Origin of the sequence: Entomoplasma ellychniae (assembly GCF_002930155.1) — a bacterium.
Classification (GTDB): domain Bacteria; phylum Bacillota_I; class Bacilli_A; order Mycoplasmatales; family Mycoplasmataceae; genus Entomoplasma; species Entomoplasma ellychniae.
This window is the reverse complement of the sequence record NZ_PHND01000001.1, coordinates 544,757-558,577: the sequence shown is the minus strand read 5'-3', so window position 1 is coordinate 558,577 and position 13,821 is coordinate 544,757. Positions and strand designations below refer to the sequence as shown.

Here is a 13,821-nt window from a genome sequence, read left to right as displayed (position 1 = left end):
AAAATCAACGCAATACAAACCAGCTGACCTTTCTATCTTTTTTAATTATAGTTTTAGATTGGTCTAAAGCAGGTCGATAACCCATTATGTTATCTTGTATAATTTTTATATTAAGTTGTTATTTTTATTTTATATATTTAATTTACAAAAAGGGGGGTTTTATAAATTAAAAAAATGGGAGACCCATTTTTTTGTTATGATCAATCAATTGATTGAGGATCTGCTGGGTTTGAGTTTTTTTCTAAACTGTCAATCAATCCATTTTTAATATGAATAACTGTGTTAGCAATTTTAGCGATGTTAGGGTTGTGAGTAACTACAACGATCGTTGTTTTTTGTTCACGGTTAACTTTAACTAAGATTTCAAGAACTTTACGACCCATTTCTTCGTCTAACGCACCTGTTGGCTCATCAGCAAATAAAATTTCGGGGTTTTTAGCTAATGCTCTTGCAATAGAAACCCTTTGCTGTTGTCCACCAGACATTTGGTGAGGATATTTATTAATTTGTTCTTTCATACCAATTGTTTCAAAAATTTCTTCAATTGTCATACCTTTTTTCTTTTTGTTTGCTAAGTTTTGTCCAACTTCAGCATTTTCTTTTGAAGTAAGATTAGTTAAAAGGTTGTATTGCTGGAAAATAAATCCTACATTTTTTCTTCTAAATTTAGTTAGATGCGAATCTTTTAATAACGAAAGGTTTGAACCTAATACAAATACATCTCCTTCAGTTGTTTTATCTAAACCTGATATAACATTTAAGAAAGTTGTTTTTCCAGAACCAGAAGGCCCAAGAATAACAATAAAATCACCTTTATCAAGTTTAATATCAATTCCTTTTAAAATTGGAGTTTCTAAATCACCAGTTTGGTATGATTTTCTGACGTCTTTTAATTCAATTATGTGTTTTTCCGTATTTGGTTTATGATCTTTTGTAAAAACTATTTCACCATCAGATAAAATTCTTTTTGAATACTTGTTAGTTAGCTGATATTGGAATTTTTGTTTTTGTTTTAAACCTTTAACACCTTTATCAAAACCTGGTGTGTTATCAATAGAAGTATATTTTCTATCTTCTGATTTAAATTCTTCAAAAGTTTCACTTTCATTATCATAATTTATTTTTTCAATTGAAGCAATAATAGTGCGATTGCTTTCCACCTCACCGTCCACAAAAGGAGAAGTCATTATTGTTTCTTCTTTAACATGTTTAAGTTCTTCTTTTTGAGCTTTTTTAATTTGTTTTCTTGACAAAGGTTTTTCTTCAATAACACTTAGTTTTTCACCAACAGATTGGTCTAGTGTGTTTTTAATAAGAGCATCTTCTTTTTGAGTCTCTTTTTGAGCTTTAAGTTCTTCTTTTTGAGCTTTTTTGATTTGTTTTCTTGTCAAAGGTTTTTCTTCAATAACACTTAGTTTTTCACCAGCAGATTGGTCTAGTGTGTTTGTAATAAGAGTCTCCTCTTTTCTTTTAGCTTTTTTTGTCTTTTTTGCTAATCTAGCATCTTCTTTAGCTTTTTGTTTAGCAAGAGCTTGCTCATTAGCTTCAATTTCACCCTTAGACTTTTCACCGCGAGCATGTGCTTTATTTCTTTCTAAAACATCTTTATATTGACTAAGAACTTCTTCTTTAGAAGGCAGTTTTTTGTTTACGTCTTTACTCATAATTTTCTCTTTTCTTTCAAGTCATATTAATTACTTTAGTTAAAACAATATCAATAAAATTATATCATAGCATTTTTGTATTAAATCAATTTGTTTAATTCTGTGTACTTTATAGTGTAGTCTTTATTGCAAAAATCACAATTAATATAAACATTTTCTTTGTTATTAATTAACTCTAATAATTCTTTTTTTTCTAAGAGTTTTGCTAGATTAAAAATTTTTTCATAATTGCAATTACACTCAAAAATTATTTGACTTGTTGACAAAACTTGAGCATCTTCAAAAATGTCTTTTATAACTTCATAATAATTTGTTGATTTAACTAAAACATCAGTTAAATATTTTGTATTACCAATTTTATTTTCTAACATTTCAATATTTTCTTGAGTGTGTTCAGGTAACAACTGAATTAAAATACCTACAGCTTTATCGATTTTAAAACTATTATTAAAAGTAACATCTGTGGCTATCAAAGAAGTTATTTGACTACTTTTTTTCAAAAACTGCATAAAAATAGAATCCATATTTGAACCTTTTGTTTTAATTGATGAAATATATGGTGCTTTTAAACCCATATCTCTTGAGTAATAAATTTCTCCAGTTTTACCTAGCATTAAATCCAAGGGATTTATGTCCTCAGTAGTTTCACACATTTCAAAGTGTTTTACTTTACTTGTTGATCTTATTTTGTTATCTTCAAACTCTGTAATCATTCTTTTAATAACACCCTCATCAGTAGAATATGCTGTTGATATTTTGTTATTATCTTTATTATCTATAGCAACCAGTGTATTATTAATGGTAAATTTTGCTAAACAAATATTTACTATTGGTGAAGATTGTTGTAAATCACAAATTTTATTAATTGAATCTGAAATATCTACTATTGATATTTTTGCGTTGTGTTTGTTGCTTATCGCTCTAATTTGTAAATCCATGTTTGCCCTTTTTATATTATTTTTAATGTAATATTATAATAACTTAAAAATACTTAAATGAAAGCAAGAAAGGGTTATTATGTTAGATATTAATTTTGTAGAAAACAACTTAGATTATGTTAAAAAGCAGTTAAATAAAAGAGGTTTAGACTTTTCTTTAGAAATTGATTTTATTGTTAAATTAAACATTGAAAGAAAAAATATTTTAAAAGATGTTGAGATTAAAAAATCATTAAAAAATAGTTTATCTAAAGAAATTGGTTTATTAATGAAAAACAAAGAATTTGATAAAGTAGAAAAAAATAAAAATCAAGTTAATAAATTAAACAGTGATATTGAAGTTTTGGACAAAAAACTTTTTTCTATAATTAATGAACTAAACGAAAAATTACTTTATATTCCAAACATCCCAAACAAACATATGCCAATTGGTCTAAGTGATGAGGATAATCCAATTATTAAAGTTTGAAATTCAGATAATTTAGTTAAACACAATAAGCCACATTGAGAAATTGCTAGTCAATTAAATTTAGTGGATTTTGAGTTAGGACCTAAACTAAGTGGTAGTCGTTTTGTTGTTTACAAAGAACAAGGTTCTAAACTTGTTAGAGCATTAACAAACATTTTATTAAATAAGCATATATCAGTTGGTTATAAAGAAATCACAGTTCCTTTGATTGTAAATGCTGCTGCTATGCAAGGAACTGGTCAACTACCAAAATTTGAAGAAGATGCATATAAAGTTGGTGAACAATATTTAATTCCCACTGGTGAAGTTCCACTAACTAACTTACACGCTAATGAAATTTTAGATTACAAAAAGTTACCAATAAAATATACAACTTTTTCTCAATGTTTTAGAAAAGAAGCTGGTAGTGCTGGCAAAGATACAAAGGGGTTAATTCGTTTACACCAATTTAATAAAGTTGAGTTAGTTAAAATAACAGACCAAGAGTCAAGTTTTAATGAACTAGAATTAATGTTGGTAGATGCTGAAAGTATTTTACAATTATTTAACCTTCCTTATAGGATTGTTGAATTATGCACTGGAGATGTTGGCTTTAGTAGTACAAAAACCTATGATATTGAAGTTTGATTTCCAGCACAAAATAAATATAGAGAAATTTCAAGTGTTTCAAATTGTATAGATTTTCAATCTAGAAATATGGCAACAAGATATAAAACAAAAGATGGTGTAACCAAATTAGTTCATACACTTAATGGTAGTGGCGTAGCTATTGATAGATTAGTTGGTGCTATTTTAGAAAACTATTGAGATGGTGAAAAATTAATACTTCCTGAAATTTTAAAAGTTTGATTTGATAACCAAGAATATATTAAATAATTAGGTAAGTGATTTATGAAAAATATAAACCAAACAATAGTTGCCCCAACAACTAGTTTAACTAATCAAGCCATTGCATTAATTAGAATTAGTGGGGATGAAGCATTTGATATAATTAACAAATTAATAAAATATCCAATAGATAAAACAAAAAATGTTTTATTTAAAAAGTTATATGATGAAAAAGATTTAGTTGATGAAGTTATCATCACTTCTTTTGTTGCGCCTAATTCTTTTACGGGAGAAGATGTTATTGAAATTGCTTGTCATGGAGGTATTTTAAATACACAAAGGATTATTAAATTAATTATTAAGAAGGGTGCAAGAATGGCAAATAAAGGTGAATTTAGTCAAAGAGCTTTTTTAAATAACAAAATAGATTTGATTCAAGCAGAAGGCATTAATGATTTAATCTTTGCTAAAAATGAAATGGCACTTAAAATTGGTGTTAACAATATGGGGGGCATTTATAATAATGGGGTTTTAGAAATTAAAAACCAACTATTAGATGTTATTTCAAGAATACAAGTTTCTATTGATTATCCTGATTATGATGATGTTGAGGGAAGTTCCATAGATGAATTAACCCTTTCTTTAAAAAAAATAAATGGATTTGTAGATAAATTATTAAAAAGATCAAAATTAGCTAATTCAATTACAAATGGAATTAAAACAGCTATTGTTGGTAAGACAAATGTTGGAAAATCTTCGTTGTTAAATGCCTTAATTCAAGAAGAAAGAGCTATTGTTACAGACATTGAAGGAACCACAAGAGATATTGTTACTGGCCAAATAAATTTTCAAAATTTAACACTTGATCTTATAGACACTGCGGGTATAAGAAAAACAAACGACATTGTTGAAAAAATAGGTATTGAAAAGTCTTTAAATGTTATTAGTGATTCTGATTTTATTTTGTTAGTTGTAAATGCTGAAAACATTCATGACCAAGACAATAAGGATTTAATTTCAAAAATAGGTGATAAAAAACATTTAATTGTTGTTAATAAAAAAGATTTAATTTTAAAAAAAGATATTACAGAAATTTCAAAAAAATTTAATAATGTTATTTTTACAAATGCATTAAATTATGATGTTGATGATTTAATAAATTGCATTGAAAAAATGTTTTTAAATGAAGAACTATTAAAAAATGAAAATTTAGTTTTAATAAATATTGAACAAATAAATTTGGTTGAACAAATAAAAGATAAATTGCTTAAGTCTTTAAACTCTATTCTTGAGGGTATGCCAATAGATATAGTTAATGTTGATTTAAATGTTGCTTGAAATTTATTAAATGAACTTGTTGGTGAACAATATGACGAAGAAATAATTGACAATATTTTCAAAAAATATTGTTTGGGTAAATAATAAAATTGATATAATTTTATTAAATGAAAAAAAATAAAGAAGAGGTTTAAATGAAAATAAACAAAATAAAGTTTTCAATAATTTTATTTCTTGCAATAACTCCAATTTCTTGTATATTATTAGATGTCATTATGAATACAATCTATGGGATTCAATTAAAACAAGAATTTGAACCCCAAAAAGTTGGTTTTATTGGAACAGTTTGTGAACAAACAATTTACTTTTCTGTTTGATCTGCTTTAGTTACATCTTCTTGAGGGTTTATTAAATTAATTAATTACATAAAAACTGATAAAAAAGTATCTTGAGCTGAATCTAAAAATACTGAAACAATGGTCTTAACTTACAATTTTGTTTCAATGATAATATTTACAGGAACAATGTTTATAGCAAGAGATACTATTGTTGGTTTTACAAATTGATATAACACTACTAAGTCTGTTGTAGAACATTGAATTTGTCCATTTATTATAATAATCTATTATTTTTGTTTTAGAGAACAAAGACCTGATTTAAGTTTGAGAAATTACATGGTAAATCACGCTTGAAAAAACAACATTTTAGAACTGTTTTATGGTGCATATTTAATAATAAGAGTGATTTACATTAAAAAATACATGGATTATAATACATCACTTAGACCTTTTCCGTATGAGCAAATGGATCCTTATAAAACAAGTTTTATTCAAATGTATGGTTTAATGCTTGCTGCTATTTTTGCAACTTATCTATTTAGCGGTTTATTTGAATATTTAAGTTTTAAAAATTCATTAATAGTGAACAAAAGAGCTTTTAAAAAGTTTAAAAAAAATTAATTTTAACAATTTTAATTGTTATTTTTTTGTCTATTTTTTTGAAAAAAATTATTTAGTATTTTGGAGTAAGTTTCTTTTTGAAATTCATTTTCAATTTTAATTAAATTTAACAACTTTTCGTTAATTGACAATTTAGATTTATAACCAAACTTTTCGTTTTCTAGTAAATAATAAACTTTATTTATTTTGGCCTGTTTAATAGCTTGATAACACATCTCACAAGGTTCTAAAGTTGTATAAAGATTATATTTTTTAAGGTTCGTTGTTTTAAGTAATTTAAAAGCTTTATTTATTGCATTAATTTCTGCATGCCCTGACACTTTTAATTCTTTCTCTTTGTTATTTACCCCTTCACTTATTATTGTGTTATTTTCAAATATACAAGAATAAACTGGTACATCATTAGTTAGTAAACATATTTGAGTTTTTAATATTGAATCTTTAAACATATTAATCCTTTCAAAATAAAAACCATGATACAAGACACATTCTCTTATAGCTGCTACCTTCCGGTCCTGACTCATTCAAGCGTTATCTTTATCATGGCATATTTAATTATATAACATTTATATTAAATGTTGTTTGTTTTAATTTTCCTATTTTTTTGTTGTTTTCTTCTTCTATTTATTTCTTGACTAGAATTATTTGCTTTCTTTTTATTATAAAAAAAGAATCCTAGTGTTTGACAAATTTGGAATGTTGATGAGAATATTCAATAAATTGCAACACCAGATGCTACAGAAATAATAATTATAATAAATGTTAAAGCAAAAACACCTTGAATTAAATATTGTTTTTTTCTAGATTTTTTTTGTGCTACTGTCAATGTTGAAGAAGGTTGTTTTATTGATTGTAAAATTAATGGTAGCAACATTGAAAAAATTTGTAAAGGTAAATATATTGCAATTATTAAAATATAAATATACTCACCTTGTTGAATTTGTGATCAAGGTTTATCAATAAGAGATATTAAACCAACTGATGCAACTTTTAAAGATCTTGTAGATCTAACAATCGCATATGTGGCAAATAAGAATGGCATCGTTATAACAGCACCAGCCATTGCACTAAAAGGGGAAAAACCCTCTTTTTTATAAATTGCATTTATTTCTCTTTGTTGTTTTTGTTTAGCTTCTTGAGATTTGTCACCCTTATACTTTGCTGTAATATCTGCTGTTTTAAGTTGTACTCTTTGTTGTAAATCTTGATTAACTTGAGATTTTCAAGTGAATATAAGTGTAAAAGATTTAATTATTATAACAGTGAATAACATTGCAAATATAACAGCAATACCATAACGTGTTTCATTTAATTCTGGATTAAGCGAACTAGACATCATATAAATTAAAGAATTAAGCAATAATGCAATAGGGTATACAAAGAAACCATAAAATGGTGATTTAGTTTTTGAGAAAGCTTCTCCTCAACTTCCTATGACGTTGTATGCATATTGTTGTCCGTCCATATTACCAGTAATTATGTTTCACCAGTTTTGTGACGTGTGTTCGCCAAAAATTGATGTTACTATTTCAAAAGAAATACCAGCAGAAAAAACTTTTCTACCTGTTAAATCTGTAACGTCTTGAATTGCATATGGTGACTGATACATTTGCACACAACCTCAAAGCATTGATACAATGATAAATAAAAATGTTAATATTTTAACTCATCTCCATATTAATTTAATTCATCTTTTTCTATAATCAGGGTCTTTCATTTTTTCAGAAAAAGTTCTTTTTGTATTTAATGTTTGATTTTTACTCAAATAAGATAAAACTCTTGCATCTTTTGCAAAAAGCATAAACTGTTCATTATTATACATGATAGAACCCCCTGTATGATTTCTATTTAACTGATTTTATAAGATTTGTAAGATCTTTAGAAACTTCTTCAAAAGTTTTATAAAGTAAGTTTTTTCTAGCTATTATAATTATATCAAAAGGAGCATTAAAATCGTTTTTAATTATATCAAACACTATTGACCTAATTTTTCTTTTTATTTTATTTCTAAGCACTGCGTTACCTATTTTAGTTCCAACGCTTATTCCATACCTAAAATTTAATTCTTTATTTTTAGAATAATAAATTACAAATGTAGAATTTTTAAATGATTTATTTTTACCAATAATGGTTTGAAATTCATGATTTTTTTTTATTATTTTTTTGTTTTTCATATTTATTAAATAAAAAATAAAGCGGAAACTAAGCTGTTAATTTCGCTCTACCTTTTGCTCTACGTGCTTTTATAATTTTTCTACCGTTTTTTGTTGCCATTCTTGCTCTAAAACCATGTACACGTGAGTGTTTGATTTTTGATGGTTGTCAAGTTCTTTTCATATTCACAAACCCCCTTCTGCTCTTTTTCTTGGATAACTTAAATAATTATAATATGAAGTTTTACAAAAATGTTGCTTTTATTTGTATTTTTTTATTTATTAGCGTACCTATTTTTTTATAAATTAAATATTTTTTATTTATTGTGGAAAAGTGGAAAAAAACCTTTTGCATTATGTTTTAAGCATTTGTGTAATCATTTTATATGTGGGTTTATTTAAGTAAGGTTATTTTTTATTTTTATTGTTGATAACTATTATTTTTTTGTGTTTAAATCATATATGAAATTGAAAGGTTTGTTTTTATGGAATTGAGTGTTGTTTGACAAAAAGTATTGTCAGAGTTGTATTTAGATAAAACTGTTGATCAAGAAATTAAAAATGAGTTTTTGCCATTTACTAACCTTTATAAAAAAAATTCCAAAGAATTTATAATTGAAGCAAAATCTACTTTAGCTTTATCTTTTTTAAATCAAATAAGTGGTCAAATAAAAACTTTTTTATCCACATATATAAATGGTGATTTTGAGTTGTTGTTTTTTTCTACAAAGAATTTACCAAAAATTGAACACGAAGCACAAAATGATTTATCTTTTATTAAAAGTGGTCAATTATTTGAAAATTTTGTTATTGGTAAAAGCAATCAACAAGCTTTTATTGCTGCTAAATATTTTTCTGAAAGTGTAGATAATTCTGTTTTTAACCCATTGTTCATTTATGGAGATTCTGGTTTGGGTAAAACACACTTATTAGAATCAATAACTAATTTTATTAAAGACAAATCTACAAATAATAAAGTTTTATATTTAAAAGCTGATGAGTTTACTTCTCAGGTTGTAAGTGTTTTGAATAGTGGAGATGTAGATATTGAAAAGTTTAAAAATGACATTTTAAAAAATGATGTTTTTATTATTGATGATGTTCACTTCTTAACAAAAAGAGATAAAACTAATGAGTTTTTGTTTTTTATAATTAACAATTTTTTGGAAAACGGGAAAAAGCTAGCTTTTTCTAGTGATAAGAACCCTGAATCTTTAAATGGTTTTGAAAGAAGGATGATAACTAGATTTAATTCTGGTTTGTCAGTTTGTGTTGAAACTTTAGATCCTCAAACTGCTGAAGATATTTTAAAACTTAGAATTGGCGAATTCAGATTAAAAAGAGGTGTTGAGCCTGCTGCTATTAAATTTTTGGCCAATAATTTCGGTGGAGATGCAAGGAAGTTGAAAAGTTTAGTTAACAGATTAGAATTATTAGTTATGAGTAATCCTGTTGATAGTAAAATAACATTGGATGAAGTTGTTGATTTTTTTAGAGACATTCCTTCATCGAATTTGGGTAAATTAAATGTTAAAAGAATAAAAGAGGTTATTGGTGACAAGTTTGGTGTAAGTGTTAAAGCAATTGATGGAAAAGCTAGAACGACCGCTATTAAGGACGCAAGACATGTAGCTATGTTCTTTGTTAAAATACTATTAAATCACACTTCTACTCAAATTGGTTCGGAATTTGGTGGTAGAGATCATAGCACAGTGTTAAGTGCTATATCAAAGATTGAAAAAAACATTTACGAAGACAAAAAGTTTAAAAAATTAATTGATACTTGAAAAAATGAAATAATGAAATAGTGTGGGTTTTATTGGAAATGTTTTTGTTTATTATTTTTCTAAATTGACTTCTTATATTTAAGTTTTTAAAACTTTTCCACAAAACAACAGCATAATAAAAATATTTAGAAATCAGTAATTAAGTAAATAGAAATAATACATGTGTGATTAATCTCATTTATGTGAGATAATAATAAAAGTTTTAGATTGGGAGATATTTATGAATATTAAAATTAACAGACAAGCTTTTTTAGATGGTATTAACAGTGCTAGTAAAATTATTGATCCAAAAAGTTTGTCTCCAGCTACAACGGGTGTTTTAATAGAAGTTGGTGTAGATAAACTAACAATTATTTCGACAAATAATTCAACAAGTTTTAAAGTTGAATTATATAAACAAAATTCAGATCTTGAAATTATAACCCCTGGAACTATATTGGTCAAGCCAAAATTTATAATTGATACTTTGAGAAAACTTGAAAATCAATTTATTAAATTGAGTGTTTTTGAAGAAAGTGAATTAGAAATAATTACAGAAAAGTCATCTTTAAAAATTGGTTTACTAGATCCAGAAGACTTTCCATTACTTGGTTTTGTTGAAAACGGACTTGAAATAACACTTTCACCAGTAGAGTTTAAAAACACAATTAATCAATTAATTAATTCAATAAACCCTTATAAAGAAAGAACTGTACTAACTGGTTTAAATTTAAAGACAAAAGAAGATTCAATTGTTTTTTCTGCAACAGATTTATTTAAAATATCTTTAAAGAAAATACCAATCAATACTCAGGGTGAAAAAATAAATATAATAATTCCCCACAAAACATTAACAGAATTAATAAAGTTGATTGAGAATGTAAAAAAATTAAAAATTGTTGTTTTTGATAACTACACAACTTTTGTTTTTGATAACAAAACTTTTCAATCAATTTTAGTCGATGGTAATTACCCTGATGTTGAGTCTGCTTTCCCATCTGTTTTTGGAACATCAATAAAAGTCAAAACAAAAAAAATATTAAAGTTGCTAAACAGATTTGAATTACCTTTTGAATCATCAGACCCCACAATAAATTTAAACATTAAAAAAAATGAGATAACACTTAAAACAACAGTTGATTCAGTTAAATATGAAGAAACTTTTAATGATTTTGAGTTTGGCGGTGAAGAAATTGAAGAAGTTAAATTTAATACAAGATTTATTTTAGAAGCAATTAAAACATTTGATTGTGAAGATTTAGAAATTAAATTTTCATTACCTTCAAGAATGGCTGTTATTTCTTCTGAAGAAGAACCAAAATTAAAACAAATCATTTTACCAAGAGCATAAAAGACCTTTCAAAATGGAAGGTCTTTTATTTATTATATTTTATTGCACCTTCAATTGCTGAATAACCTTTTTTCTTAGAAATTGTTACTGGGAAATTAAAAAAATCTTCAAAGAAATCTTTAACACCAATAATTCCAGCTAAATCACCAGAAACAAATAAACCATTTTTAATAACACTACTTCTAATAATTGGAGATGACGATTCAAGAACGTTTGTTATAAGTGTTTTATAATTTGTAAATAATCTGATAAATAGTTTTTTAATTTCAGCACTAGCACAAACAATAACTCTGCGATCATTTGTTATTAAGTCTCTACCAAAAATGCTTAATTCTAATTCGTCTCTTAATTTAATAATTGTTCCAATTGATCACTTAATCTTTTCAACTGTTTCATCATTAATAACTAATTGATATTGTTCCTTTATAAATTGAATTATGTTATCATCAAGTTCTTTTTCCCCAGCAATTGTTACCCCACTTTTTTCAATTTTACCGTTAATGATTAATGCAACTTTTGAACATGAGTATCCAATGTCTAATATTAAAACCCCATACTCATCATTTACATTAGCATTTGAACCTATTGCTGATAAGAGTGTTTTTGATACAAACTCAACAGATGAAGCCCCACCCTCAACTTTTAAAATGTTATATATAAAATCTCTAATAAAATCTAAATCAGAACTCGGAGAAGAAACTACAACTTCAGCATTTTTAAAAACATTAAAAAAATCCTCAACAAGAATTTTTAAATAAGCTTTAAAAACTTCAAAATCTTGAACTGCATAATTTTTTAGTAACCTAATAACAACTAACGGATCATCTAATCTACCAATTGCATTTTCTACATCTTTACCAACTAAAACAATTTCTCTTGTTAAGTTATTTCAACAAACAACTGATGAGTTGTCATAAACTTTACCGCTAATTGATGAAATAATTCTTGTATAATTTTCTTCTAAAACTATACCAACTTTTTTATTTTTCATACTTATCATTCTATTCTATTCACTATATTATAATATATAATTAATTTTAAATTAATAATAGGTGGGTTAAACATGTTGAATCAAATAGTTGTTGTTGAGGGTAAAACTGATTCTCAAAAACTTAAAAAAATATTCGGAGATAAACTTCAAACACTTGAAACAAATGGATTAGCATTAAATCAAAAAACAATAGATTCAATTAAAAAACTAAGTGAAAACAACGAAATTATTATTTTTACTGACCCTGATGGGCCAGGTAAAAAAATAAGAGAAACTATAATTAAAGAAGTAAATAAAAACGTTTATAATGCTTTTATAAACAAAAAAAACTTTACTTCTCAAGACAAAAAAATTGGAGTTGCTGAAGCTAACGAAGAAGAAATTAAGAAAGCTCTTAATAACTTTATTGAATATAATGTAAATAACGAATCGATTTCTTGAATAGAGTATAAACAAAATGATATTTATTTAAAATCAAATAGAAATAAGATATCTAAAAAACTAGAAATTAATTTAGAGCTATCTTCAAAATCTCTCTTTAAATGACTTAATTGAATGAACTTAGATGTTAATAGCATTAGAAAAATATTGGAGGAATAAAATGAAAGTGGTAGCTAAAAAAAAGTTTGGGCAAAATTTTATAAGTGATAAAAATCTCATAACAAAAATAATTAGTATTTTAGGAGAAGATAAAAATCAACTTATAATTGAAATTGGTCCAGGAACTGGGGCGCTTACAAAAAAACTTGTTGAAAAATTTAAAAAAGTACTAGTTATTGAAATAGATAGAGACATGGAATTAATTTTAAAATCAGAAATACAATCACCCAATTTAGAAATATTAATTCAAGATGTTTTAAAAGTTGATTTCAAAACGTTAATTAATGATGCCAAAAAAACCTTTAGTAAAATATCAATAATTTCCAATATGCCATATTACATAACAAGTGAAATTTTATTTAAAACACTACAAAACTCTAATAATTTAAATAAGGCTGTTTTTATGATGCAAAAAGAAGTAGCACAAAGAGTTTGTGCAAACCAAGGTGAAAATAATTACAACAACCTTTCTGTGGCTTGTAGTTTTTTTGCTGAAAAAAAATATGAGTTTACAGTAAAAAAACAAATGTTTTCACCTGTTCCAAAAGTTGATTCATCAATAATCTCATTAACTTTCAATAGTAATAAAACACACTTAGTTAAAGATCAAGAGTATTTTTTAGTTTTTGTCAGAAAAATATTTAACAATAAAAGAAAAACTATTTTAAATAATCTTTCTAACATAACTAATGATAAAGAACTATCAAAAATAATTTTGAAAGAAGCAAAAATTAATGAAAATCTTAGACCCGAAGTAATAAGTTTGGATCAATTTATCGACATTTTTAACATTTTTACTAAAAACAAATTATAAAAATAGTCCA

The 13,821-nt window shown here is 25.5% G+C and carries 14 protein-coding genes, 1 other RNA gene and 1 riboswitch; of the genes, 7 read left to right on the top strand and 8 right to left on the bottom strand.

Annotated features, from left to right (window positions below; genetic code table 4):
- Positions 1-43: 43 nt before the first annotated feature.
- Positions 44-104, bottom strand: a riboswitch (nucleoside riboswitch).
- Between the two features lie 90 nt (positions 105-194).
- Together EELLY_RS04410 and EELLY_RS02490 are read right to left on the bottom strand one after the other, a co-directional pair.
- The gene (locus EELLY_RS04410; RefSeq protein WP_407643904.1) at positions 195-1,055 is read right to left on the bottom strand and encodes an ABC transporter ATP-binding protein; all 861 of its coding nucleotides are present in this window, start codon (positions 1,053-1,055) and stop codon (positions 195-197) included.
- 689 nt (positions 1,056-1,744) lie between these two features.
- Positions 1,745-2,602 carry an Hsp33 family molecular chaperone HslO gene (locus EELLY_RS02490; protein WP_104205897.1) on the bottom strand — a complete coding sequence of 286 codons (858 nt, stop codon included), beginning with the start codon at positions 2,600-2,602 and terminating at the stop codon, positions 1,745-1,747.
- Between the two features lie 79 nt (positions 2,603-2,681).
- On the opposite strand from EELLY_RS02490, the gene serS reads away from it, so the two are divergent.
- The 3 genes from serS to EELLY_RS02475 are packed head-to-tail and all read left to right on the top strand — an operon-like array spanning position 2,682 to position 6,136.
- Positions 2,682-3,947, top strand: a complete 1,266-nt coding sequence (gene serS, locus EELLY_RS02485; RefSeq protein WP_104205896.1) for a serine--tRNA ligase — start codon at positions 2,682-2,684, stop codon at positions 3,945-3,947.
- Positions 3,948-3,962: 15 nt separating this feature from the next.
- On the top strand, positions 3,963-5,321 hold the full coding sequence (gene mnmE, locus EELLY_RS02480; RefSeq protein WP_104205895.1) for a tRNA uridine-5-carboxymethylaminomethyl(34) synthesis GTPase MnmE: 1,359 nt from the start codon (positions 3,963-3,965) through the stop codon (positions 5,319-5,321).
- Positions 5,322-5,371: 50 nt separating this feature from the next.
- Positions 5,372-6,136, top strand: a complete 765-nt coding sequence (locus EELLY_RS02475; protein WP_104205894.1) for a hypothetical protein — start codon at positions 5,372-5,374, stop codon at positions 6,134-6,136.
- Between the two features lie 11 nt (positions 6,137-6,147).
- On the opposite strand, the gene EELLY_RS02470 is transcribed toward EELLY_RS02475, so the two are convergent.
- The 5 genes from EELLY_RS02470 to rpmH form a co-directional block, all read right to left on the bottom strand.
- The gene (locus EELLY_RS02470; protein ID WP_104205893.1) at positions 6,148-6,585 is read right to left on the bottom strand and encodes a nucleoside deaminase; all 438 of its coding nucleotides are present in this window, start codon (positions 6,583-6,585) and stop codon (positions 6,148-6,150) included.
- A gap of 9 nt (positions 6,586-6,594) precedes the next feature.
- Positions 6,595-6,690: signal recognition particle sRNA small type (ffs, locus tag EELLY_RS02465), an RNA gene on the bottom strand.
- 17 nt (positions 6,691-6,707) lie between these two features.
- Entirely contained in the window at positions 6,708-7,958 is a 1,251-nt protein-coding gene (gene yidC / locus EELLY_RS02460) for a membrane protein insertase YidC (protein WP_104205892.1), read from the bottom strand.
- Positions 7,959-7,980: 22 nt separating this feature from the next.
- Positions 7,981-8,310, bottom strand: coding sequence for a ribonuclease P protein component (gene rnpA / locus EELLY_RS02455; RefSeq protein WP_104205891.1), 330 nt, complete (start codon positions 8,308-8,310; stop codon positions 7,981-7,983).
- Between the two features lie 28 nt (positions 8,311-8,338).
- Positions 8,339-8,473: a 50S ribosomal protein L34 gene (gene rpmH / locus EELLY_RS02450; protein WP_104205890.1), complete on the bottom strand. Its 135-nt coding sequence runs from the start codon at positions 8,471-8,473 to the stop codon at positions 8,339-8,341.
- Between the two features lie 301 nt (positions 8,474-8,774).
- Here rpmH and EELLY_RS02445 point away from each other — a divergent pair, with 301 nt between their 5' ends.
- Positions 8,775-10,097 (top strand): DnaA ATPase domain-containing protein, encoded by a 1,323-nt coding sequence (locus tag EELLY_RS02445; protein WP_104205889.1) that lies wholly within the window; start codon positions 8,775-8,777, stop codon positions 10,095-10,097.
- Positions 10,098-10,296: 199 nt separating this feature from the next.
- The gene (gene dnaN / locus EELLY_RS02440) at positions 10,297-11,406 is read left to right on the top strand and encodes a DNA polymerase III subunit beta (RefSeq protein WP_104205888.1); all 1,110 of its coding nucleotides are present in this window, start codon (positions 10,297-10,299) and stop codon (positions 11,404-11,406) included.
- Between the two features lie 25 nt (positions 11,407-11,431).
- On the opposite strand, the gene EELLY_RS02435 is transcribed toward dnaN, so the two are convergent.
- Positions 11,432-12,397, bottom strand: coding sequence for a rod shape-determining protein (locus EELLY_RS02435; protein ID WP_104205887.1), 966 nt, complete (start codon positions 12,395-12,397; stop codon positions 11,432-11,434).
- Positions 12,398-12,463: 66 nt separating this feature from the next.
- Here EELLY_RS02435 and rnmV point away from each other — a divergent pair, with 66 nt between their 5' ends.
- Together rnmV and rsmA are read left to right on the top strand one after the other, a co-directional pair.
- Entirely contained in the window at positions 12,464-12,997 is a 534-nt protein-coding gene (rnmV, locus tag EELLY_RS02430; protein WP_181021077.1) for a ribonuclease M5, read from the top strand.
- 1 nt (position 12,998) lies between these two features.
- On the top strand, positions 12,999-13,811 hold the full coding sequence (gene rsmA, locus EELLY_RS02425) for a 16S rRNA (adenine(1518)-N(6)/adenine(1519)-N(6))-dimethyltransferase RsmA (protein WP_104205885.1): 813 nt from the start codon (positions 12,999-13,001) through the stop codon (positions 13,809-13,811).
- Positions 13,812-13,821: the final 10 nt, after the last annotated feature.